This window comes from Actinopolyspora lacussalsi, assembly GCA_030803735.1.
GTDB classification, from domain to species: domain Bacteria; phylum Actinomycetota; class Actinomycetes; order Mycobacteriales; family Pseudonocardiaceae; genus Actinopolyspora; species Actinopolyspora lacussalsi.
In genome coordinates this window covers 1,592,972-1,616,145 of sequence record JAURUC010000001.1, presented here as the reverse complement: position 1 = coordinate 1,616,145, position 23,174 = coordinate 1,592,972, and the positions used below count along the sequence as shown (strand labels likewise).

Genomic DNA, 23,174 nt, shown 5'->3' with positions numbered 1-23,174 from the left:
GATCAAGGGCTTAGCGTTCAATCTTGCACGGTTCTTCCCCAGACTCCGGCACGTCATCGAGCGCGAACCCCAACCACGGCAACGCACACAGCTGCACCGCCAGACTCAACCGGTTGCCCGAACTCCGCGCCGACCGCTGTAACCACGCCCGGTCATCCGAACCCAGCGTGAAGTACCGGATCAGCTCGTTCCGGCCGATCTCCTCCGGCCACGATCACAACCGCCGAATCTCGTCGGTAGAGAAAAACCGTGTCGACACCCGCTCGCTCCGCTCACCACGTGATCACTAACGAGCGACATCGTCACCACAGGCGAAGAGCAAGCCGAGACCGGGGGCAGCACTGGAATCGCCGAGCACATGCCACTCACCCCCGTCTCTGACCTGGTGAAACAGAGCTAACCGTTGGTTTTTCGGCGTGTGCTACCGAACGACCTGATAGTGATCAGGGTGTGTCGATCAGTTCGCTCGTTTCGCAGTCCGCACCAACGTGTTCCCGGCCGCACGCATGGCCTTGTCCGGACTCCGCACTGGCAGAGCCTTCGACTCCTGCCAGCCCAGCCTGGCCGATCCGGTGCCGGCGTTCTCCAGCTGTCGCTCCAGGAACGCCTTGTGTAACGTCGCGACCGCACTGATCACGGCGTCCTCGCGGCAGGTCACCGAAATACGCTTGGCGTAGACGGCCACGTCGCCAAGTACTATGCCGCTATCGCGCAGGGACTCCAGCACCTGCGACAGTATCCGCGGGTGCGCGCTGAGCGCCCGCCCGACCAGGGAGACCTTGCCAACCGGCTCCGACCAGTCGCACGAGGTGAAGGCGCTGCGAGGCATTTCGCCGAGTACACCACTCACCCGCGGCTGGTCGCCAGTCTGCACGGTGAACAGCAGGGCGTCCTCTTGGGTGCGGAAGCTGACCATGTCCAAGGGAATGGCGGCGTCGGCCAGCGCAGCGAACACCGCGGCGGCCGTACCTTCCTCGACACCGCCGAGTCTGCAGTGTGACTGTCCAGTCTGGTGCGCGACGCCAGTGGGTACGAAGCGTTCGCTGAAGATCTCCGCCGGACCCCTGCAGAAGTGGTTGTTCACCCATGTGCCGTCGGAGGTGCCGAAGCTGGAGCGGACGTGCACCGGCACCTGGTAAGTGCTGGCGTATTCCACCGATGAGTGCGCGAGGATCTTCGCACCGCCGACGGCGAGCTCACACATGTCTTCGTAGGCAAGGCAGTCGAGCTTGTAAGCGCCCGGTACATGGCGGGGGTCGGCGGTGAACACGCCCTCGATGTCGGTGTAGATCTCGCAGGCTGTTGCGCCCAGTGCTGCGGTCAGCGCGACCGCGGTGGTGTCCGAGCCGCCGCGACCCAGCGTTGTGAGCTCGCCGCTAGTACTCGAAATCCCCTGGAAGCCGGTCACAACCGGCACTGTGCCCTCGTCGAGATGCATTTTCAGCAACGAAGGGTCGACGTCGACGATGCGCGCCCGGCCGTGTACCCCGTCGGTGATGATTCCGGCGTCATGACCGGTGAACGACACCGCGCTGACACCCACCTCACACAGTGCGATCGACAGCGCCGAGGCCGATGCCAGTTCTCCGGTGCTGAGCAGCAGATCCAGTTCCCGATCGGCGGGCCGTTGTGAGAGCTGGGCCGCTAGGCCGACCAGGTTGTCGGTGGACCCGCCCATCGCCGAGACGACTGCCACCACCGAGTGGCCGGCCTCCCGCGCGGTGGCAATCCGCCGCGCGGCGTTGCGCAGACCTTCTGAGTCCGCCACCGAGGTACCGCCGAACTTCTGGATTAACAGGCTCATCGTTCACTCCTCGATTCCCACATAGTTCTCCGCGAACCATCGGGCCACTTGCTCGTTTCTGTTTCCTGCGCAGCTCGGCGAGCCGAGAGCGGGCCAACTGATGAGTGAAGACAGAATCCTTGGCGGAGAGGTTGATCAGGTGCAGCAGCCAGTCGGCGAACTGCTGAGCCTGCCAGACCACGCGCGATCTGCGGTCGGAGTAGATGTCCAGAACGGTGGTATCCCTGTCACGCAACCGCGATCTGAGTGCATCGCCGATGGCCAGCCGTTAGCACAGTTCCGCTTCGATCCGCTCTTGCGGCCAGTCCCGTGTGGTGGCAGTCGGGCGCACTGCAGGTGGAAACGGCCGACTTCCGGAGTCCGCAGCATGTGCCCGGCGAAGCCATCCTGGTGCACGGCGTAGATCAGCTCGCTGGTCGACGGCGGTGCGGCGGCCATGCTGGTGATCCAGTGGTGCGGGCACTGCCTGGGGTGAAGACTTCGGCGAGGTCGGCGATGTGTACTCGCCAGTGCCGTACATGCGCATGAGCTCGCGCTGCTGCTTCGTCGAGAGCTCGGGCTGTTTGCCGCGCAGCTTTCCTTTGGCTTTGGCTACGGCCATGCCTTCCTTCGTTCTGGCCCGCAGGAGGTTGACCTCGAACTCGGTGAAGGTGGCCAGGATGACGCCGCGTTCCCTGCATATTCGCCCCGTCTTCCGTCGTTACGTCCGGGTTTATGGCGCGTGCGGCGAGGCGAGCGCGCCGAGAGTGCGTTGGCCGTGGTGGTCGCTTCTGGTAGCGGGCAGGATGGCGATCTCGTCGAGGCCGGCTTGGTGGTAAGCCTGGCTGCGGGCGCGTACAGTAGTCAGGTCCCCGACGAGGCCGACATCGTGTGCGGCTTCCTGCGGGAGCGCTTGGATCAGCTGGTCGCGGTCGGCGCCTGTGTGGGCGAGATGGACGGCGTGGCCGTAACCGGCCTGAGTGAACATGTCGGCGTAGCCGCGCACGGTCAGATATCCGGCGATGCTGCCCAGGATTTGGGTGTAGGCACCCTCGTCGGGGTCGACGGCGACCGGCAGCCATGCGGCCAAGCGCGGCGGGCGAGTACCGGCGGCCCGCGCAGCGGCGTCGAGCTTGCACCGCAGACCGGCTACCTGCTCGGGAGAGACCAGGTCGAGCAGCATCCAGTCGGCATACCGGGCCGCGACGGCGATCGCCCGCTCGCCGAAGGCCGCCACGGTCAGGCCACCATCAGGTGGGGGAAGCCGCCGCCGAAACCCGTGTGCCCGCAGCTCCTGGTCATCGGACTCGTGCAGCGATCGAGCCAGGACCTGAGAGGTCTCGGCCAGCACGGTGGCCGGGCGGGTTCTGGGGCGGTCATGGATCCCCTCCACGATCCGGGTGCTGGAGGTGCCCACCGCGATCCCGATCGGGCGTGCGGACAGGACGGCGACCGAGGCCGCGGCACGGATAATCGTGGCCGGGTCGCGTAGCGATACCGGTAGCGGTCCGATGGTCATCGCTATTTGGTTTGTGACCTGCCCGATCGCGGTGGCCAGGGCAAATCCGTCCCAGGTGGGCCCGCTTTCCCCGACCCACAGATGCCGGTAACCCAACTGGTCGGCCAGTCGGGCCACCGCGAGAGCCTCGGTGGGCGGGCGATCGTCTTCCCGCCCGGCCACGACCACACTGAACCGCGGCATGTCACGGCTCATCGGTCGTCCTCCTACCTCGGGTGTGGGCCCAGGCTGCGGCTCCACCGGCCAGGAGCACGCCCAGGCCACTCACACTGAGCAGAACGATCCACAGAACGAACACGAACCTCGCCTCTTTCCGAACGGGAATGCGGTATGGGCGATGATCTACTTCGATTCGACGATCTCGTCGGTCAGCAGCGGGTACACGCCGTTCTCGTCGTGGTCCTCACGTCCGGTCAGCGGCGGCGTGAAGATGCACAGGAACGTGCTGTCGACGATGGGCTTGATCGTGTGGTTGTCGGCATCGTCGAGGATGTGGAGGGTGCCGGGTTCGATGACGTGCTCCTCGTCCTCGTCCCGGTCGACCAGGATCATCTTGCCGGAGATGCAGAACACCGCCTCCACGTGGTTCGCGTAGCAGATGTCCGTTTCGGTGCCGGCATAGACCACGGTCTCGGCTACGGAGTAACCGAACCCGTCCGATGCGAGCAGGATGCGCTTGCTCCGCCAGGTGCCGGATTCGGCCATGACGTCCCGATCTGTGCCCTCGATGTCCGAAAGCCTACGAACCTGCATGATAATCCTCCTGATTATTAATTATGTACGGCATGAGCCGAATCAGCGCCGATGCGCCTTCAGCGTTTTCACAAGGTCGATGTAGATGCTGTTGAGTCGAGCACCCTTGTCCAGATAAGCGACTCCGACCAATAGATCCTCCTTCGAGAACGTGACGACCACTCCGTGATCCAGCCGGTCCAGATCTCCGCGGACGACCTCCATGGAGGTGGCTGCCTTCGGGTTTCCCGCGATCTGGATACGCAGTCCGAAGACCTCGGTGCTCATGAGAGGGAAGTACCTGATGTGGGAGATCTTCGATCCGCACCCCAGGGATGACGCCAACGACCTACCCGCGAGATCGCCGGTGTCGATCGCGTTCTTCCAGAACTCCCTGCGCGTGAGGCTTTCCGCTGTCCACGGGTCGGGGTAGCGGGCGACGTCCCCAGCCGCGTACACGTCCGCGCACTCTGGCACGCGCATGTGTTCGTCGACGCGCACACCGTCGGACAGATCCAGACCGTTCCCGTGCAGCCATTCCACGTTGGGAACACTGCCGATCGCCTCGACGAGCAGAGATCGGTCCGACGAGGGCTCCGAGTGCGCCGAGGAATCGCCGTTGCAGAGCCGATCCCTCGCGGAATCGCCGGTCAGGAACGTGACGCCGTTCCGGGTCATCCAACGCCCGAGCGCCGTTGCGATGCGTTCACCCAGAACGCGCTCGAATGGGCCACGTCGCCGCGCTTCCAGCATGGCGACGGCACAGCCGTACTCCGTGGCTAGGGAGGCCAACTCACAGGCGACGAATCCGGAACCCACGATCGTCAGTTCTGTGCCCGTCCGGAGATCACGGTGGATGTGATGCGCGTCGTCGAGATCGCGCAGGGTCTTGTGCATGTGGATCGCGCACTCCCTGGCGTCCTCGGCCGAGATCCGCGGGCGTACACCTGTGGCGATCACGAGACTGTCGTAGTCGAATGTCTCGCCGGTCCTCAGTTGCAGGACCTTGTTGTACAGGTCGGCGGATTCGACCCGGGTCCCCAGGCGCCAGGTCGCGCTGTCGCTTGCGGCTCCATCGACCTTCAGTTCGTCGGTGATGGTCGTGCCGGAGGTCAGTAGTTGGTACCTCTTCTTTGTCAGACCCGGCCGGTTGTAGGTGCGGTGGGTCTCGTCTCCGAAGATGACGATCCTGGCATCAGGATTGCGCTCGAGTACCGCGTTCGCTGACTGCAGTCCGGCGATACCGGTGCCGACCACGCCAACCACTGGCCCGTCGACAGTCATGCTGCATCACGACTCAGAGTGATGGCCTGCAGAGGGCAGGAGTCGACAGCGTCCTCGATGTCGTCGATGTTCTCTTCATTGAACGACTCGTGGTACTGGAGTTTCCCGTCAGTGTCGAGCGCGAAGTTGGCCGGAGCCGAAATCGCGCACAGTCCGTGATTCTGGCACTTTACTTGGTCGACGACGATCTTCACGATGTTCTCCCTAAAGTAGCTCAGTGACGCTGGGCGAATGTGATCGGCAACGTGACCGCACCTGTGTTTCCGGAGTCGGGCAGCCACTCGGCTCCTTCTCCGATGCGCAGGTCGGTAATGCGCGTGGCCATCGCCGAGAGCGCCACACCGATGTCGGCCCTGGCCACGAAATGGCCCAGGCAATGGTGTATCCCGCCACCGAACGCGAAATGCGGCGAGCGCTCGACTTCGAGGTCGATGCGGTCCGGGTTGCCGAACTCGGCAGGATCGGTGGCGGATATCAGGGTGAACAGATGCACTGTCGAACCCTTCTCGATTGTGCGCTCCCGGTGCTGGAAGGTTTCCGCAGCTTCGCGCGAGATCCATCGGCCGATCGGGTTGACCCGAAGCGCTTCCTCGACCGCCTTGGTGGCGTATCGATCAGGATCTGCGGCCAGTTTCTCCCATTGGTCGGGCTGCTTCGAGAATGACTCGATACTCAGTGCTAGCTGGTTTCGGGTAGTGTCGATCCCCGCGAAGATGAGCAGGATGACGAGATTGACCAGCTCCTCGTCCGAGAGTTTTCCGGCGTCGGCGTCCCGCGTTGCCACCAACGTGCTGAGGACGTCATTCCGAGGTGACTCTCTCCTACTCTGGACTAGGGACCGCGCGTACCGAGTGAGCTCGACGACGGCGTCGTCAATCGAAGCGATGTTCTGTTTGATGGTGACACCGAGACCCAGCCCGATGGTGGCCGCGAGCTCGTGGATCTTCTTCCAGTCGTGCTCGGCGATCCCCAGCATCATGCACAGGATCCTTGTCGCATACGGTGCGGCGAAACCACTGGCGAACTCGGTCTGTCCGTGGTCGATCCAGTCGTCGATCAGCTCGTCCGCGAGCGACCGGAACCGGTCGTGCATCGGTTCTATCTGGCGCGCGGAGAACGCCGGGTTGACCAGGCGCCGAATCCGGTTGTGTTCGTCTCCTTCTAGGACGAGCAGCGTCTTCTGCCACCACGTGTCGAAGCGCCCGCCGACCACTCCGTGTTGAGCCGGCCATTTCGCCGACCCCTGGGTCAGCTGGGGATGCTTCAGCAGGAAGCTGCTGTCCTCGTAGGTCAGGACGGCGATGCCCCATTCGGTTCGCGCGTACCAGTGTGTGGTTCGCGCTTTGCGGACTTCTTCCGAGTTCATGCGGAAGTGCTCGCCGGTGATGTCGAGGTATGACGTCGTGGGTTGCCGAGCCATGGCAGATCTCTCCAATCGGACCCAGTTTTAGGAACGCGGACGGAGTCAGGCAGCGGTCAACGGACCGATCCGGTAGAGGATCTCGTCGTGGTGACCGTCGGAGAAGAGGCTGCTGGGGAACAGCACACGCGTCTCGATAGGGGCCGAGTGTTTCTTGGCGAACTGCTTCAGCACCATGATGATCGCCTTGTTCTCTGCGGAGACTGTGGCCTCGACGTACCGGGCGCCATTGGTTACCTGCTGATCGGCTGCGGCCTGGAAGAGTTTTACGCCGAGAAAGGGGATGCCGTGGCGCGCGTTGACAGCGGTCTGCCAGACAAAGTAGGTATCGGGCTCATCGGGTCGGCGGTAGCCAGTGAGGAAGCCGACTAGCTCGTCGTCCACGGTCGCGACCAGCGAACCGTCAGTGAAGTCCCGGAACCACAGCATGTATTGGTAGCGGCTGTTGGAGTCCAGGCCGGGAGTGTTCTCGACCAGTTGCCACACGGCGTGCGCGTCCTGGGGCATCGGTGCCCGAAATGCCGCCTGCTTGGTTCCGACAGTGTCGTGGTCTGCGCGAGCCGCAGAGACATCGGTGGTCGTCATGGTGAGTGAGTCCTTTCGCTGTCCGCAGTGCCGGGTGCGCTCATGCCGTTTCGTCGACGGCGCGCTGAACGATGTGTAGTCCGTCGTCGAGATCGTCGGTGGTGATGGTCAGTGGGGGAAGCAGCTTGACGACCTCGCCACGTGCTCCAGCGGTTTCGACGAGTAGTCCGTGTTCGAAGGCCCGACTGGCGGCGCGGCCGGCGTGCCGGTGATCGTCGAGCTCCAGACCCCAGGCCATTCCGCGGCCGCGGTAGGCGGATCCGCTGTGGTGGGCGACGATGTCGCGCAGCACAGCCTCGATGGTCAGGGCGTGTACCGCGGTCTGCCGCTCCAGCTCATCGTCGGCCCAGTAGGTCCCGAGGGCGGCGGCCGCGGTGACGAACGCGGGGTTGTTGCCGCGGAAGGTGCCGTTGTGTTCGCCCGGTTCCCAGACGTCCAGTTCTGGTCGGAACAGACAGAGGGACATGGGCAATCCGTAGCCGCTGATGGACTTGGAGACAGTGACGATGTCCGGGGTGATGCCGGATTCCTCGAATGAGAAAAATGCTCCGGTGCGACCGCAGCCCATCTGGATGTCGTCAACGATCAGCAGCATGTCTTGTCGTCGGCAGAGCTCGGCGAGGGCACGCAGCCACTGCGGGCTTGCCACGTTGATGCCGCCCTCACCCTGGACAGTCTCCACGATCACCGCGGCCGGCTGGTCCAGCCCGGATCCGTGGTCCTCGAGCAACCGCTCGAACCACAGAAAGTCAGGTGTCGTCCCGTTCAGGTAGTTGTCGAAGGGCATCGTCGTGGTGTGCACGAGCGGAACGCCCGCGCCTGCCCGTTTGAACGCGTTACCGGTCACCGCGAGGGAGCCCAGCGACATGCCGTGGAAGCCATTGGTGAAAGAAACGACCGTCTCGCGGCCGGTTACCTTGCGCGCTAGCTTGAGGGCGGACTCGACGGCGTTGGTGCCCGTCGGGCCCGGGAACATGACCTTGTAGGGCAGTTGCCGTGGACCCAGGATCGTGTTCTGGAAGAGTTCGAGGAACGCGCGCTTGGCCATGGTCGACATATCCAGGCCGTGAGTGACTCCGTCGCGTTCCAGGTAGTCGAGCAGGGCGCGCTTCAACACTGCGTTGTTGTGGCCGTAGTTGAGGGCTCCGGCGCCAGCGAAGAAGTCCAGGTACTCGTGCCCGTCTTCGTCGTACATGCGGCTGCCCTGCGCGCGGTCAAACACGGTGGGCCAGCTGCGGCAGTAGCTGCGCGCCTCCGACTCCAGGGTCGTGAATGCTCTCAAATCGGGCTGAGTGAGCGTCATGCCGTCATCTCCTTGAACGTCGCGGCGAGGACGAAGTCGGTGAAGGTCTCCACCGAGAGGAAGTCGTCGACGTCCAGGTCCTCGGGGTCGACGACCAGGCCGATGGAATCCTCCAGCGCCATGAGCATTTCGAGCATGGTCGTGGAGTCGAGGTGCAGGTCGTCGAAGAGCTTCACATCACCGGTGAGGCCGGTGACGGGTCGCTCCAGCACCTCGGTGAGGGCGTCCTCCAGCGCGGTGACGACGTTCTGGCGGTCCATGGTGATGTCCTTTCGTTCGGTGCAGGATTGCTGTGATCGGGCGTGGAGATCAGTGGGAGACATGGGCCCGCAAGGGCTCCGATGTTGCCGGGGTCGGATCGACCAGAGCGGCCAGCTGCTTGCGGTCGACCTTGCCGTTGCTGTTGGTGGGCAGGGTGTCGAGGCGAACGCAGCGCCGCGGGATCTTGAAGGGCTCAATGTGGTCGCGCATGCGCTCGCGCACCTCGTCGGCGGTGATGTCGGCGACCACCACGAGGAGCGCGGTTTGCTTACCTTCGGGCGGCAGGACCGTGGCCGAGGTCACCCCGTCGACGCCGATCGCGGCGGCCTCGACCTCGGTGGTGCTGAGCCGGAATCCCTGTTCCTTGTAGAGGTCGTCGTGGCGGCCGGAGAAGTAGAGATAACCCTCGTCGTCCTGCCAGCCGTAGTCGCCGGTGCGCAGCTCGGGGAACAGTCCCTCCGTGCGGGGGAAGCGCTCGGCGGTCAGCTCGGGACGCCGCCAGTAGCCGGTCATGACGTTCGGACCGCGCACGACGAACTGGCCGATCTCGCCGGGAGGCAGCCGGTTCCCGCCGTCGTCGACGACGACGACCTCGGTGCCGGGCAGCGGCAATCCACATGAGCCCGGGTGGTCGAGGTCGCCGTCCGGCGGCATGATCGCCGTGCGTTTGCACTCCGTGAGCCCGTACATGACCTGGATCCGCAGATGAGGGAGCACGGCGCGCAGCGCGGACATGGTGGTTTCGGACAACGCCGCTCCGGTGTTGGTGAGCAGGCGCAGCCGGCTCGGTCCCTCGCTGCTGCGGTTGAGCAGCCAGGCGAGCCGATCCGCGATGGAGGGCATCGAGGGCAGCACGGTCGCTCCGACGTCTTCCAGGCTGCGCAGCAGCGGTGGACCGGACTCGGCGACAGTGCCCAGGTGCAGGCGGGCACCGCTCAGGGCTGCCAGGTAGATTTGGTAGAGGCCGTAGTCGAAGGAGAGCGGCAGCGGACAGTACACGACGTCGTCGCCCCGATACTCCAGGCACTCCTGGATCGCGGACACGGCGAAGAGAACCTGCTGATGAGTACTGACCACTGCCTTGGGCAGCGAGGTGGTCCCGGAGGTGTAGATCAGGCTGACGGGATCCACGGCCAGGACGTTCTGGCCGGTGGGCGTGGGTGTGCTCCCTGTGTCGAGCGCTGTCGTAACGAGCTCGTCGAGGTCGAGGAACGGTACGGACTGCTCGGCGGCAGTCCGCCCTGCTTCGGGGTCGTCGGACACCAACAGTGTGGGTTCGCAATCGCGCAGCACGTGCTCGAGTGGTCCGCCGCGTGCCTGTTCGTGCAGCACGCTGAAGACGGCACCCAGCCGGGAGGCCGCGTAGACCAGCATGGTGATGCCGATTCCGTCGGCTGCGGTGACGACGATCCGGTCGCCACGCCGCAGTCCTTCGCGCTGCAGGAGAGCGGCCATGGTTGTGCTCGCTGTGGCGAGTTCCTGGTAAGTCAGGCTGTGGTTTCGCGAGCTCAACGCGGTGGATTGAGGGCTACGGTCGGCCGCCGCGTCCAGAAGTCCGTGCAGCAGCTGTGCTGTGCGGCTCATCAGTTCTCCTCGGCGATGAGGGTGCGTGCTGTGTCCGTCCTGCGGTGAGGCACGACAGTGATGGCGGTGGCGGCGCACACGAGTTGGGGCGCGTCGAGGACGGCGACGGCGCTCTCTCCTGCTTCTGGGCGAGCGCTGAGCACCTTGTGCGCCTCGAGCTCGACGACTCGGCGCAGTCTGGTCTGTCGCACCAGTCGCGCGCGGGCCTCGATGTAGTCGCCGGGTTTCACTGGTGCGGTGAAGCGGAGGTCGTTGTACTGGGACAGCATGCCCTCGTCGCCATCGGTGCGGATAGTGATCTCGGTGACCAGATCGCCGAACATCCGCAGGATGCGGGCGCCATCCACCAGATCACCCCCGTAGTGGGCCTCTTCCTGACCGATCCGCACGCGGAGGAAGGCTGTGGTCTGAGCGGTCGTGGTGGTGCTCGGAGGCGACACGGCGTCAGGCTCCTTTGACTCAGTCGGTTCTGGTCGGCCGTTCCTAGCTGCTGCATCGGCATTCGCGATAAGGCTGACGGCGACTGCGGCAACGACGTTCTGTTTGTGGGTGATCGACACCGCGACGGAGCCCTGAGACAGTTCAGCGGCCCGCCCTTGAAAATGGACGACAGGACCACCATGAGGTGCGTGCTCGACGCATATCTCCCGCGGTGCCACTCCCTGGAGGAAGCCGATTCCCAGGGTCTTGAGAACGGCTTCTTTCGCGGCGAACCGGCCGGCCAGGAACTCCAGGCGCCGTTCGGCACCTAAGGTCTCGGCATGGGCGAGTTCCTTCGGGGCGAAGCCGAAGCGCAGAAACCAAGGGCGTTCGAGCAGGCGATGGAGTTCTGCGCGGTCGAGGACGTCCACTCCGACCCGGGCGGCCCGACGTGCTGCGGTGCTCATCGGAATGCCGGGTGGAAATCGACGAGGTGCTGCTTGGCCAGCAGGTCCTCGACGCTGTCGCGTTCCCGGACCAGATGGGGCTGCCCGCCGTGCACCAACACCTCGGCTGGGAATCCGTGGCTGAGGAAGAGCCCGGGCGACGCAGTGGGCCCGTAGGCACCAGACCGCTCCACCGCCAGCAGGTCCCCGGGCCGCACTTCCGGTAGTTGGACCTTCTTTCCGACCACGTCGTTGGGCGTGCACAGCGGTCCGGTCACCGTGTAGGTCCGCAGCGCTCCGGTGTTGCTCAGGTGTCGGATCGGGAAGTTGCGCTTGACGAAGCTTCCGACTCCCACGGCCGCCATGTGGTGGTTGGTGCCGCCGTCGGCGACCACGAACTTTTCGCCCATGGAGTCCTTCACGTAGCGGGCCCGGACGATGTACGTGCCTGCCATGGCCGTGAGGAACCGGCCCAACTCCATGATCATCCGGCACCGGGGGTTGCGCGCGGAGAAAGTGGAGAGGACGTCGGTCAGTCCGGTACCCAGCGCGGCGAGTTCCACGTCGTTCTCGTTGTCGAAGTAGGCGACGCCGAGGCCGCCGCCGAAGTCCACGGTCTCCAGAGGGAAACCGAGCACTCCAGCCAGTTCCTCCGCGGTAGCGAGGATCTGCCGGGTGTTGTGGACGACGTCCTCGTGGTTCAGGAAGCGCGTGCCCATGTAGGCGTGCACGCCCTTCACTCGGATGTTCTGCAGGGCTGCGAGCCGACTCTTTGAGTCGCGTAGTTCGACTTCGTCGATGCCGAACTGCCGAGGCTTGCCTCCCATGGCCAAGCCTGATCCCTTGCTGCCGAAAGCGGGGTTGATCCTCATCAGCACCGGGAATTCGTTCCGTCCGGCCGTCGCCAGCAGCGAGTCCAGCAGGTCGAGCTCGTCCAGTGATTCGCAGACGATCGCGTGGATACCTGACTCGATGCACGCGGCGAGCTCCTGCTCGTCCTTGCCAGGGCCGAGGAAGATGACGTCCCGGGGCGCGACCCCGGCTCGCAGCGCGGTGACGAGTTCGGTGTAGGAGGAGACCTCAGCTCCGGTACCCAACGAGTTCAGCATTGCGCAGACACTCACGTTCGGATTCGCCTTGAGCGAGTAGAAGATGTCGGCGCCGACGGGGAGAAAGTCACGCAGTTCGTGATAAGTGCGTTCCATGACGTCTGCGTCGTAGACGAACAGCGGTGTGCCGAACTCCTCGACGAGCGCCGAAATTGCATTCCCTTGAATGTCGATAGTCTCGGTTTTCATGAATTCACTGCCATCCGCCGTCGTCGAGTAAACGGCATGCAGTTCGCTCCGTTGCTAGTGGGATACGTGGGGAGAATGTCCTGTAAGTCATCGCTCGTCTCCTCGCCAGCGTGTTTCAGAGATTCCGATTATGCGAGTTCCTGTGCTGCGAAGGAAGAGCGAGAACTGGCCTGAACCGGTCCTGGCCCATTCAGGACTGTTGTCGGATTGCAGATTCTGGCGATGAGGCGAATGATCAGCAGTATTGTTCTGCACTCGCGCACATCAGTTCCGCCAAGCAGGGGAGTGAATATGACCTGCTTGGCGGAACTGTGATCGGCACGCAGCACTAATTCGGCGGCCGACCTGTGACCTCATTCTACGTCTTCGCAGGGAATAAGCGGAACTTCAGCACGTAGAAGCGACCATTCGGACAACTGGGGTATTGCGTCGACAGCGCATTCCCAGATTTGCCTCGCCATCGTCTCGGCCTCCTGCAGAGAGACAGCGCGGAGAAAGAGGCTGATCACAGGGTGCGGCCTCGCCTGGAGATGCAGGCTAACGTGTTCGAGAGCGTCCGGTGCGGTAGTCGCGAGCATCTGTTTGATCTCAGCAGGCAGGGCGATGTCGCCTGCGGTCGTGATAGTGAGATGTACGAGATACATGAGGAAGTTCCGTTCGAATAGTCGAGTCCCTTCGGCTGCTTGTCGACCGGCGACTGCACTGACGATCAAGACCGAATGAATCCCCTTGTGGTCGCCTTCACACCGGCCTGGAAGCGACTCCTCGCGCCGAGGTGCTCCATGATCTTCGTGGCGATGCGACGTGCCGTGCGAGTCGAGACGCCCAGCCGCTTCGCGACGTAGTCGTCGGTGTGTCCCAGAGATAAGAGCCGCAAGGTCTCCATCTGCTGCGGGCTCAGGCTCGAGGCCTCGGCAGGTGCGGTCGTGCCCATCGACGAGGCCGACTGCCAGACGCTCTCGAACAGGGCGTGCAGCGACGAGACCACTCCTGCAGTCTCCAGGACCACTGCCGCCGCGGCCGTGTCGTCGGGGTCGACGGCGACGATGGCGATTCGCCTGTCACAGATGATCATGCGGTTCGGCAGCGACGGGGCGGTGCTTACCTGCCCGCCACGCGCGGCTAGCCAGTCGGCGTGCGCCACCGTGGGCGGATCGTTGCGGACGCTGTCGAGGTACACCGTGCGTATCTGCACGCCCCGCTCCAGGAGGTTCTCGGCGAGCGGCCGTGAACTGTGCAGATTGGTCGCCGTCTGGGCTCCACCCGGGGCGAACGTCAACAGCTCGTTCTCGACATCGTTGCACAGCGCCGACAGGTATTCGCGGATGCTGTCGATCCCTGTCAGACGATGCGAGTCGTGTCCGACGCCTTCCAGCGTGAACTCTGACTTGAGCTGCGCGGCGATGGCCTGAGCTTCCCGCAAACGCTGCTCCTGCGCTGCGAACTCGGCCCGTTGCGTGGCCAGCAGGATCTGTGCGGCCAGCGACGGGTCGACCACGCGATAGCTCTGGGCATCTTCGGGAGAATGCCTCACTAGAGCCAGCTCACCGAGCGTGTCGAGCGCTGCGCGGACCGACTTCTCGCTCAGCTCGAGGCGGCGCATCAGATCGACCACACCGTTCTGTGGGTGCGCCAGCATCTCGCGGTAGACAGTCTTGACCGTGGTGTCCATCTTCAGAACGCCGAGCATGCAATCATCTCCGAAATGTTGTGCGACGTATGACGACCGCGCGCACCATCGACCAGATTGCTAAACGGGCACTGTCCGCTTTGGACAGTGCGGCGCACCGGCAATGGTGGTCAGCCGACCGGACTCGAGTTGTTGCGCTTGTTAGCGAAGAAGCGTGACTTCTTCTCGCGGTTCCCACACGTGTTCATCTCGCACCATCTCCGTGTGCCACTTCGACTGGTGTCGAAAAACGCGGCCTGGCACGTCGGTGACGCGCACAAGGCGATCCGTCCGTGGCGCTCTCCTGCAAGGATGCTGATCGCGTCGGCAGCGATCACGCTGAGCGCGTCTTCCACGGAGGCAGAGCCCAGGCGCCACTCGCGGCTGCCCTCGGACGTCAAGATCGCCGAGGCCTGTCCGCCGACGCTGTAGTCGTTGATGCCCTGGACAGCCCAGAAGGGAACAGGCTTCTGATTGCCGGCTGCTGTGACGGCCGCATGGATTGTCTCCCGTAGCTCTCGAGCGTGGTCGAGCTGAGTTTCGGTGCAGGAGTCGACCATGAGTCCCCAGACCGCCAACCAATCCACGAGGCGGGACGGCGCGGGGATGCGCTCCACTGGCTCGCCGCATCGTTCCGTCAGAGTCGCCGTGAAGCTGGTCGCCAACACCTTGCCCAGGCGGAATTCAGGAAATGCTCTGGCCGACATAGAACCATCATAGACGGTTCCGCGTGAAGCGCAAGTGCAACAGCAGAGAACGTCCTGCAGCGTCCCGGCGCGGAGCGACGACGGCCTGATCCGACAACGGGCCTGATTAGGTCAGGGCCGATTCAGTCCGCGCGCTCTCACTTCCTTCGCCACGCCGGAGCTCGCAGAATCAGCAACGCCGGAGCACGACCAGCCCGAGACGAGCGATGCAAGACCGAGCATGGCCATTTCCATCGACATTATTCTGTGAAGGAGACCGTCATATGACTGCCACCGTGCGCACTGACCTGTATCCGACCCGAATCACCGGTGAATCCGTTCCTCAGTCGCGAATCGATCCGACAGTGTGGGGAGAGGCCCTGACCCCGCTCGACAAGGAGCAGCTGGACCATTACGAGTCCAACGGTTACCTGGTCCTCGACGAATTGCTGTCCGACGAGGAGGTGCAGACCTATCTCGCAGAGGTCAAGCGGCTCAGCGAGGATCCGGCGGTGCGCGCGAGCGAGCGCGCAGTCCTGGAGCCGGATTCCGATCAGATGCGATCCCTTTTCGAGGTCGAGAAGGTCAGCGAGCTCTTCGCCGAACTGCTTCACTCGCCCCGACTCACCGACATCGCCCGCCAGGTGCTCGGCTCCGAGGTGTACATCCACCAGAGCCGGGTCAACTACAAGCCTGGATTCGGCGGCGCCCCGTTCCACTGGCACTCTGATTTTGAGACGTGGCATTCGGAGGATGGCATGCCGCAGCCGCGCGCGTTCAGCCTCTCGATCTCGCTGACCGCGAACTTCCCGTTCAACGGCCCACTCATGGTCATCCCTGGCAGCCACAAGTTGTTCTTTCCCACGATCGGCGAGACGCCGCCGGATTATCACAAGGAGTCACTGCAAGTGGCCAGCCCCAGCGTCGGCTCTCCGGATCACCGGCACCTCACGCGCATGGCCGACGAGCACGGGATCGCGCAGATCACCGGCGACGCCGGGTCCGCGGTGATGTTCGACTCGAACATGCTGCACGGCTCCAACGGGAACCTCTCACCGTTCGCGCGCTCCAACATCTTCATCGTCTACAACAGCGTGGAGAACACGCTGGAAGCCCCATTCGCCGCAGTCAAACCGCGTCCGCAGCACATCAGCAACCGCGAGTTCCCGTCCGTGTCGTCCACATAGCGTCCACGTGGTCGACAAAGCGCGTGCGCCAGCACTTCGCCGCGATGCTCCGACGTGGCCGGTTGCCACTGGAGGCGCGGAACTGGCTATGGTGGTTCCATGTCAGAGTTGAAGGCTCATGTCGTCCACATCCGGCCTCGACGTGGCGCATGTCTATCGTGCGCCACGCCGGGCTCGGAGGTGGACGGCTAGCTCGACGGTGCCGCCGGATTACGTCGGCTTGCCCTCTCTTCTCTCGTGATCGCCACAGAATTCCTACCGACAGAAGGTCCGCCAATGACGGGAATCACTCTTGCTTCAGCACGGCCCACCGTGCCCAAGAAGATTCTGTTTCCGCTGCTTCTGATTCCCATATTCCTCGGCGGTGTGGACTCCACACTGTTCAACTCTGTCGCCTACGACCTGCCGGTGCTGACCGATTCGTGGCGTCTCTGGTTCATCGACGGGTACACGATCGCCCTTGCCGCGAGTGTCGTTCTCGGATCCCGACTTGGTGCCCGAATGGGCCCTGGCGTCACGTTGTCGGTTGGGCTCTTCGTGTTCGGGATCGCCAGCGCTGGTCCTGCTCTACTGGATTCACCCGCGACGTGGACAGCGACCCGGTTCGTGCAGGGTTTCGGCTACGCGTTGGTCGTCTCCAGCGTCGCCTCGGTTATCGGTGGTCTCCCGGAGACCACCGAGCGCACGCTGGGCTATTCCCTGTGGATCACCACATACAGCATCGGAGCCGGTACGGGGCCATTGCTCGGCCGGGTGTTCGTCGACATCGGCGCATACACCTTGCTGTTCTGGCTGCCTGCCGTGGTCGCCCTGACGTGTGGATCGCTCACGACCCTGTTGTTGCGCGGTATCACGTTGCGGCAAGCCATGTCGACGAAGATCGACGTCGCGTCGTCGGTCCTGGCTCTTCTCGGATTCGGGCTCTTTGTGGGAGGCCTGCAGAGCCATGGCGTGGGATTTGTACGAGTACTGGCGACGAGCGCCGGATGTGCGATCCTGGCGGTGTTCTGCATACGTCAATTCCGCTCCAGCGACCCGCTGATCGATGTGCGCATGCTCAGCTTCTCCCGAGTGGGTGCCTGTTCGCTCGCGCTCGTCTTCGGTTCTGCGTGCTACACCGGATCGATCTTCCTTCTCAGCGTAGAGGCCAGCTCAGTGCTGTCCATCGTGCCGGTCTCTGTTCTGGCTTTGTGGGTCTCGCTCGGCGGGTTCGCCTTCCACAAGCTGCAATCCCGGTTTTCCCCGGTGCACCTCGTGCAGGTCAGCTTGGCCACGTGCGCCGTCGGGCTTCTCGCAGCCGCTTTCACCAGCGTGTGGCCTGCCAGCTTCCTGATCGGCCTGGGAGTGGGAGTCACCATGGCGTCCGGCGACGCATACCTGCTTGGGAGCGTCGGACCCAGGGACGTCGCGCGTGCCGCAGCCCTCCAGGAAACCAGCCTCGCGGTGGGTGCAGCTCTGGGAGTGGCCGGGTTCGGTGGCATGTACGCAGCCAACGGATCGATCGCCGAGACGGCCATTATCGCAGGGGCCGTTCTCGCTCTCGTCGGGTGGATTCTCCGCCACAACCGCGGCGTTCTCACCGCATAGTCGGCCCGATCGGAGAGCGCGGGAGACCGTGCAGAATGGACGCTAGCTAACGCATGAGATCACTCGTTAGTGTCCTCGTGGATGGACTCGTCATTTTCTCCCCATCAGCCTTCCGAAGCGAGTTCGACATGGAGTGGTTCGAGGTCGCGGTGGTCGGGGATGCATTCGGAGAACGGGGAGTGTTCCATGTTGGTCAGCAGCGCCAGGTGGGGGTCGGCGTGCTGTAGGCACGAGCTGTTCATCGCGGCGGGACTGTCGATGCGTCCGCTCTTCACGTGAACGTAATCCCCACAGACGCGGTGATGAACCGGGAAATTGTCGATCGTGACGCACTCTTCGACACCGCGGGCAACCATGCTGGAGACTGTTCTCACTCTCGACCGGGACTGTCACATCCACCAGCTCACTCAGAGCCTGTTCCTGAACTGATGTTGGTGTTCGGGGTCATGGCGGGATGAGAAGGGACTCCTGGTAGATCGGGTGGTGTCTAGTCAACCGTCCTACCGAGGAGTCCCGGGTGTCATCGTGCCCGAGTTCGGCGATCGTTGGCGCGCGGGGTGGATCGTGCTGCTTGCTGACCACCACGCACCAGCTTTCTTCCGGGTCACGGCGTTATCCGTCGGACACCACCGACGCTCAATGGGCGTTGATCGAGCCTTTGTTGCCCGTCCCAGCTTGGCTAGCCGGGCGGGGGTGGTCGCCGGGCGAAGCGCTGTCGCCGTGAGATCGTCGACGCGATCTGCGTACGTGGTCGACAACGGGATCAAATGGCGTGCGTTACCGGCGGATTTCCCGTCCTGGTCCACCGTGTACAACCACTTCTCCGAGTGGGAACAGGCGGGCATCACCCACGATCTGCTCGATGGGTTGCGTGACCGCGTCCGGCTTGTCGAAGGCCGCACAGCCGCCCCGATCGCGGGCAGCATCGATTCCGCCTCGGTGAGAGCCGCCGAGACCGTCACCGGCGACACCCGGGGATTCGATGCCGGTAAGCGCGTCGATGGCCGCAAACGCCATCTAGCCGTGGATACTCTCGGGTTGGTGCTGTGTTTCCTGGTCACCCCGGCCAGCGTTCAGGATCGCACCGCCGCGCGGAACTTGCTGGCGCGGCTGCGCTACCTCTGTCCGACAGTCCGGCACCTGTGGGCCGTCGGCGGCTACACCGGAAGTCTTCTCGACTGGGCGAGGACCCTGTTCGGAATCACGATCACCATCGTCACGAAAATCGCAGGCCAAACCGGGTTCGTCGTCCTTCCCAGACGCTGGGTCGTCGAACGAACACTGTCCTGGATCGCCCAACATCGCCGTTGCGTCCGCGACTACGAACGACTCCCCGAACACCACGAAGCCATGGTCCGCTGGGCCATGATCCACACCACCAGCAAACGCCTCACCTAAGTTCAGGAACAGCTTCTAAGCGGCGGACTCGATGCCGAAGGGAACCGGGTTGCTCCGCTGTGTCGCGGCGGTGTCGCGTTGGATCCATGCTTTGCCCTCGGCGGAGATTCCTTCCAGGACGTGGAGGGCGTGCGTGAATCCGGTGGCGTCGAGGCTGATCCGGGACAGGCCCGGTTCGTCAGGACTGGCCGGTTCGAACTTCCGCTCGGGTTCGGTGACTTCGATGGTGCGGGAGGGACCGTTGCTCAGGGTCAGCTCCAGCGTGTATTTGGAGTCGCCGGATTCGACCACGCGGAGCGATGAGACGGCGTCGAAGCGGAAGTGCCCGCGTTCGTTGCCGTGGAAGGTTCCGTGCTCGACGTCGAGCTGCTTGGCCAGCTCCCGCACCCCTTCAGCGGTGATCAGGAACAGTTGGAGGTCGTACTTCGAGTAGCGCCACGGCCCGCCGTTGACGCGTGCTCGCTTGCAGCTCTTCGCCGGGGTTCGCACGATCGTGTGGGCGGTGATGTCGCGCCAGGCGAGGCGGTAGTGGCGCAGCGCCTCGTCGACGAGTAGGACTCGATCGCATTCCAGCCAGGTCTCCATCTCCTCCTCGGTGGGGCAGGTGGCGGCCAGCTTGTCTTTCCACCGCTGGTACGCGGTTTGGCGAGCTTCCATCTTGCGTGCGTGCTCTTGATCCTCCTCGGCGAATCGTCGGCGTTCACCGAGGATGTAGCACCAGCGAAACGTGACGACCCGACCGGTTATCACTGCGATGAACACGCTGGCCAGCGCCGACAACGGGGCCGTCCGTACGGCCGCATCGACGACGGCACAAGCCGCGAGGACACCGACCACGAGCGCGGACAGGCACCAGGCTCGTGTGGACAAGGGCGTCCGGTACTGCTGCCGGTAGGAGAACAGGATGTTCTTGCTCCACTGTCGTTGGACGTCCTGGATCAGGTGCCGGATGAGCCACCTGACCCGGCCGACCTGGATTCTGTTTTCGCGGTACAGCTCGACGACTTCGTTGCGCAACGCGGCGCGGATGCCTCTGGTATCGGCCAGCCAGACCGAGCGGTCGACTCCCTTGGGCGCGTACTTGTGGGCGTAGTACTGGAAGTCGTGATCGACCTGATTGGCGAACCCCGAACCGGGTGCCGCATGGGCAGCGACTTCGCCGGCGTACTCGCGCTCCTTGGCGCGGAGGCGTTGTGTGCGGTACCGCCACTCGAATCCCGTCCTGGCCGCGAGCGCTCCGACCGCCAACGTCATCGAGTAAGCGATTACTGATATCGCTGTCGGGCGTTGCAGCAGAATCCAACCGAGGATTCCCAGGGATCCGGCGAGCAGTGCGCTCGCGAGGACGGCGCGAAGCCAGTGCTGGGGAGTGGCACCGTTCGGGTCAGGATACTGGGCCCGCGGCGGGATCGGCTCGGGTTGAAAGTAGGCCCACACGCGGTTCTCGCGATTTCCGGCGCGCTGTCCCCGCCCGGCGGTGCGTCGGTTCTCCGCCCAGAGGCTGTCCTTCACCCCGCTGGTCAGGACGAGATCGCAGTGGCGCACGATCTTCTCGCGTTGTCGGAAGGGAAGGGACCGCAACTTTTCCAACACCGGCGCGGGATCGGGGTCGGGGACGTCGAGATGGCCGAGTAGCTCGCACAGCGCTTCGAGTGCTCGTGTCCATTCGCTGTCCGGATACGTGGCGATGTGGTCGGGCAGCTCACCGAGCAACCCCCGCTCGTCGGCGCTCAGTTCGCGGTACGAGCGCTTGCTGAGCAGGGCCAGGGCCCAGTGGAAGCGTACTTCGGCACCGTCGTAGTCGCGGGCGATGGCTTCGTCGATCCACTCGCGGGCCCGCAGGGGCACCCCGTTGTCCAGGTAGTTCACGCCGACCTGGTACTTCTGTTCGGGCGGGTCGTCGGAGGAGACCATGTACACGGTGGAGTTGTGTACCCATTCGGCCTGGATCCCCACGCTGGAGCCGGATCCGGCGGTGTTGGTCGTGGTGGTCTCGTTCCCACTCATGACAGGCCGTTCACCGCTGTGATCAACATCGCGACCTTGGAGGCCACCTCGGCAGCCTCGTCGGTCAGCCCGCCCAGACGCTTGAGCGCGCGTACGGACCTGTTCTTGCTCTCGGACGTGTCCTCCTCCAGCGCCTTGCTGGCGAGGGCGAGCTCATGCTGCGCGTCTTCGTAAGTGGGGGAGTCGAGCGTGCCGCTCGAACGGGCACGTTCGAGCTCGTCGCGGAGGGAGGCAAGCTTGGCCGCGAGATCGTCGGGCGTCGTGTCCGGTTGTGCCGCGCCGATCGTGACGGTGCTGTGGGTGACGTCTCTGGCCTGGATGCCGACTGTGCTGCCGTGCGCGATGTGGGTGACATCGCCGTTGCCGGGCCTGTTCCGATGCCGCATCGGGCTGTTCTCCTGTTCAGTGATGAGTTCTTCGGCGAGCCGAGTGGCGAATGCCGCGGCGTTGTCGGCGGCCCGCGGTTGCCAGGTGCCGTCGCCGTCGGTGTTCTTGGTCCCGTCGGCCTTGTCGCTGATTCCGCGCACGACGGCCACCGGGGAGCCGTTGAGGTGGCCGGCTTGGGCGACACCGGCTGATTCCATCTCGATGGCCAGCGCGTCGTTGTAGTGCCGGCGGATCCATGCCGCCTCGTAAGAGATCCGGGAGTTGTGCACGATCTCTCCGGCAGCGATCGCTCCGAAGTGGACGTTGTGGTGGTGTCGGCCGGAACCCGCGTGGCCGGTCCAGCCGTCGGTGCGGGCCACGTGCGAGGCGAGCTGGCTGATCCCGTGTTCGGCTTCCCACACCCGAGGTCTGGCTTTGAGTCCGTCGTCCTCGCTGGTGCCGCCGTGGTAGGCGTAGACGTGCGTGGCCACCACGACGTCGCCCAGCGGCGTGGCGTCCCACAACGCCCCGGCCACGCCGACGAACAGCACGGCCGCCGGATCGAACTCGTGGATCGCTCGCTCGGCCAAGACCGCCGCGGAGTGATTTCCTTTACTGGTCAAGGCAAGCGCGAGCTGACAGCCCGTATCGCGCAGGGAACCGACCTCGAACCGGGTGCCTCACTCATGTAGCTGAAGCTGCGGGTCGACCAGTCTGCGCCGCACGGCGTCGTACTCGAGATTCAAGGCGGTGAGCACCACCACCATGTTCTCCGTCATCTCGCTTCTTCGGAGTCGATGGATTCAGGTCTCACCAGCGGTGGATGCAGCACAGTCGTCGGCCCGGCCTTGAACAACCGCGCAGGCCGTCCCTTCGTGGCCCTGCGTTCCTGTCCGGCCGGCTCGATGAATCCGGGGACCTTCTGCACCTTCCGGTAGAAGTTCCGCGGATCCAGCCGCACCCCCCACACGGCCTCGTAGACCTGCTGCAGTTCGGCGATCGTGAAGGTCTCCCGGCAGAAAGCGGTCGCCAACGCCGAATGCTCCAGCTTGGTCCGCGCCCGCTCGATGCCATCGGTCACGATCCGGAGGTGGTCGAAGGCCAACTTCGTCCGGCCGAACAGCACGTCCTGCACCGATTCCCACCCTGCGTTGGCCGCGTCGGTACCGGCCACGGGGTCCGGAAGCTCGGGCGCGATCGCCAGGTAGGCCACCGAGATGACCCGCCCCCGCGGATCGCGACCAGGAGCCCCGTAGGTGCTCAGCTGCTCCAAGTGCAGCCGTGCCACGTCCAAGTCCGCCTCTTCCCGCAGCTCCCGATGGGCGGCATCGAGGATGTCCTCACCGGCATGGTTCAAGAATCCACCGGGTAACGCCCGCGCACCCCGATACGGGTCCACACCACGTTCGACCAGCAGCACGCGAAATTCCTGCTCCCGCAGGGTGAAGATCAGCAGGTCCACAGTGACCAGAACTTCCGGCGGCGACCACGACTCTTCGATCACGACGACTACGTTAGCTTAACGTCATTCTGACAGAAAGGGGGTCGGTGCTGTGCCGGTCGAGCTACAGTGCCAGTAGGGCGGCCCGCAGGGCCTCGTCGACGCGGCGCATCGTCTCCCGGGGCAGCGCGCCGTGGA

Annotated in this window: 21 protein-coding genes and 2 pseudogenes; 3 read left to right on the top strand and 20 right to left on the bottom strand. The window is 64.2% G+C overall.

Translation table 11 applies throughout. The features are described 5' to 3' along the window. Positions 1-10: 10 nt before the first annotated feature. From J2S53_RS07000 to J2S53_RS06925, 16 genes and pseudogenes are all read right to left on the bottom strand, one after another. Entirely contained in the window at positions 11-199 is a 189-nt protein-coding gene (locus J2S53_RS07000) for a DUF4158 domain-containing protein (protein ID WP_456242727.1), read from the bottom strand. Between the two features lie 258 nt (positions 200-457). After that, a complete protein-coding gene (locus J2S53_RS06995; RefSeq protein ID WP_456240315.1) occupies positions 458-1,804 on the bottom strand; it encodes an aspartate kinase in 1,347 nt (448 codons plus the stop codon). 404 nt (positions 1,805-2,208) lie between these two features. Then, positions 2,209-2,465, bottom strand: a pseudogene (locus tag J2S53_RS06990) (hypothetical protein); the annotation flags it as partial. A 51-nt stretch (positions 2,466-2,516) separates the two neighbouring features. Further along, a complete protein-coding gene (locus J2S53_RS06985; RefSeq protein ID WP_456240314.1) occupies positions 2,517-3,497 on the bottom strand; it encodes an LLM class F420-dependent oxidoreductase in 981 nt (326 codons plus the stop codon). Between the two features lie 147 nt (positions 3,498-3,644). Further along, the gene (locus J2S53_RS06980) at positions 3,645-4,055 is read right to left on the bottom strand and encodes an ectoine synthase (protein WP_456240313.1); all 411 of its coding nucleotides are present in this window, start codon (positions 4,053-4,055) and stop codon (positions 3,645-3,647) included. A 42-nt stretch (positions 4,056-4,097) separates the two neighbouring features. Beyond that, on the bottom strand, positions 4,098-5,318 hold the full coding sequence (locus J2S53_RS06975) for an NAD(P)/FAD-dependent oxidoreductase (RefSeq protein WP_456240312.1): 1,221 nt from the start codon (positions 5,316-5,318) through the stop codon (positions 4,098-4,100). Further along, positions 5,315-5,512 (bottom strand): ferredoxin, encoded by a 198-nt coding sequence (locus tag J2S53_RS06970; RefSeq protein WP_456240311.1) that lies wholly within the window; start codon positions 5,510-5,512, stop codon positions 5,315-5,317. Before J2S53_RS06970 ends, J2S53_RS06975 begins: the two co-directional genes overlap by 4 nt. 20 nt (positions 5,513-5,532) lie before the next feature. Next, on the bottom strand, positions 5,533-6,738 hold the full coding sequence (locus J2S53_RS06965; RefSeq protein ID WP_456240310.1) for a cytochrome P450: 1,206 nt from the start codon (positions 6,736-6,738) through the stop codon (positions 5,533-5,535). Between the two features lie 45 nt (positions 6,739-6,783). Then, positions 6,784-7,323, bottom strand: coding sequence for a diaminobutyrate acetyltransferase (ectA, locus tag J2S53_RS06960; protein ID WP_456240309.1), 540 nt, complete (start codon positions 7,321-7,323; stop codon positions 6,784-6,786). 40 nt (positions 7,324-7,363) lie between these two features. After that, a complete protein-coding gene (gene ectB / locus J2S53_RS06955; protein ID WP_456240308.1) occupies positions 7,364-8,626 on the bottom strand; it encodes a diaminobutyrate--2-oxoglutarate transaminase in 1,263 nt (420 codons plus the stop codon). After that, complete coding sequence (locus J2S53_RS06950) at positions 8,623-8,886, bottom strand: phosphopantetheine-binding protein (RefSeq protein WP_456240307.1); 264 nt, start codon at positions 8,884-8,886, stop codon at positions 8,623-8,625. Before J2S53_RS06950 ends, ectB begins: the two co-directional genes overlap by 4 nt. A gap of 49 nt (positions 8,887-8,935) precedes the next feature. Next, positions 8,936-10,471 (bottom strand): class I adenylate-forming enzyme family protein, encoded by a 1,536-nt coding sequence (locus tag J2S53_RS06945; RefSeq protein WP_456240306.1) that lies wholly within the window; start codon positions 10,469-10,471, stop codon positions 8,936-8,938. Then, positions 10,471-11,358: a 4'-phosphopantetheinyl transferase superfamily protein gene (locus tag J2S53_RS06940; RefSeq protein WP_456240305.1), complete on the bottom strand. Its 888-nt coding sequence runs from the start codon at positions 11,356-11,358 to the stop codon at positions 10,471-10,473. The genes J2S53_RS06945 and J2S53_RS06940 overlap by 1 nt, the downstream gene beginning before the upstream one ends. After that, positions 11,355-12,635 (bottom strand): diaminopimelate decarboxylase, encoded by a 1,281-nt coding sequence (locus J2S53_RS06935; protein ID WP_456240304.1) that lies wholly within the window; start codon positions 12,633-12,635, stop codon positions 11,355-11,357. The genes J2S53_RS06940 and J2S53_RS06935 overlap by 4 nt, the downstream gene beginning before the upstream one ends. Positions 12,636-13,344: 709 nt before the next feature. Beyond that, a complete protein-coding gene (locus tag J2S53_RS06930; RefSeq protein WP_456240303.1) occupies positions 13,345-14,325 on the bottom strand; it encodes a LuxR C-terminal-related transcriptional regulator in 981 nt (326 codons plus the stop codon). 110 nt (positions 14,326-14,435) lie between these two features. Beyond that, the gene (locus J2S53_RS06925) at positions 14,436-15,011 is read right to left on the bottom strand and encodes a CGNR zinc finger domain-containing protein (RefSeq protein ID WP_456240302.1); all 576 of its coding nucleotides are present in this window, start codon (positions 15,009-15,011) and stop codon (positions 14,436-14,438) included. 263 nt (positions 15,012-15,274) lie between these two features. Between J2S53_RS06925 and thpD the strand changes: the two genes are divergently transcribed. Beyond that, on the top strand, positions 15,275-16,177 hold the full coding sequence (thpD, locus tag J2S53_RS06920) for an ectoine hydroxylase (protein ID WP_456240301.1): 903 nt from the start codon (positions 15,275-15,277) through the stop codon (positions 16,175-16,177). Positions 16,178-16,453: 276 nt separating this feature from the next. Next, a complete protein-coding gene (locus tag J2S53_RS06915) occupies positions 16,454-17,764 on the top strand; it encodes an MFS transporter (protein ID WP_456240300.1) in 1,311 nt (436 codons plus the stop codon). A 104-nt stretch (positions 17,765-17,868) separates the two neighbouring features. On the opposite strand, the gene J2S53_RS06910 is transcribed toward J2S53_RS06915, so the two are convergent. Beyond that, on the bottom strand, positions 17,869-18,039 hold the full coding sequence (locus tag J2S53_RS06910) for a hypothetical protein (protein ID WP_456240299.1): 171 nt from the start codon (positions 18,037-18,039) through the stop codon (positions 17,869-17,871). Between the two features lie 250 nt (positions 18,040-18,289). Between J2S53_RS06910 and J2S53_RS06905 the strand changes: the two genes are divergently transcribed. Beyond that, positions 18,290-19,162, top strand: coding sequence for an IS5 family transposase (locus tag J2S53_RS06905; RefSeq protein ID WP_456240298.1), 873 nt, complete (start codon positions 18,290-18,292; stop codon positions 19,160-19,162). Between the two features lie 15 nt (positions 19,163-19,177). On the opposite strand, the gene J2S53_RS06900 is transcribed toward J2S53_RS06905, so the two are convergent. The 3 genes and pseudogenes from J2S53_RS06900 to J2S53_RS06890 form a co-directional block, all read right to left on the bottom strand. Next, positions 19,178-21,169 carry a hypothetical protein gene (locus tag J2S53_RS06900; RefSeq protein ID WP_456240297.1) on the bottom strand — a complete coding sequence of 664 codons (1,992 nt, stop codon included), beginning with the start codon at positions 21,167-21,169 and terminating at the stop codon, positions 19,178-19,180. Further along, positions 21,166-22,314, bottom strand: a pseudogene (locus J2S53_RS06895) (5'-methylthioadenosine/S-adenosylhomocysteine nucleosidase family protein). The gene J2S53_RS06900 and the pseudogene J2S53_RS06895 overlap by 4 nt, the downstream one beginning before the upstream one ends. After that, entirely contained in the window at positions 22,311-23,039 is a 729-nt protein-coding gene (locus J2S53_RS06890) for an NUDIX hydrolase (protein WP_456240296.1), read from the bottom strand. The pseudogene J2S53_RS06895 and the gene J2S53_RS06890 overlap by 4 nt, the downstream one beginning before the upstream one ends. Positions 23,040-23,174: the final 135 nt, after the last annotated feature.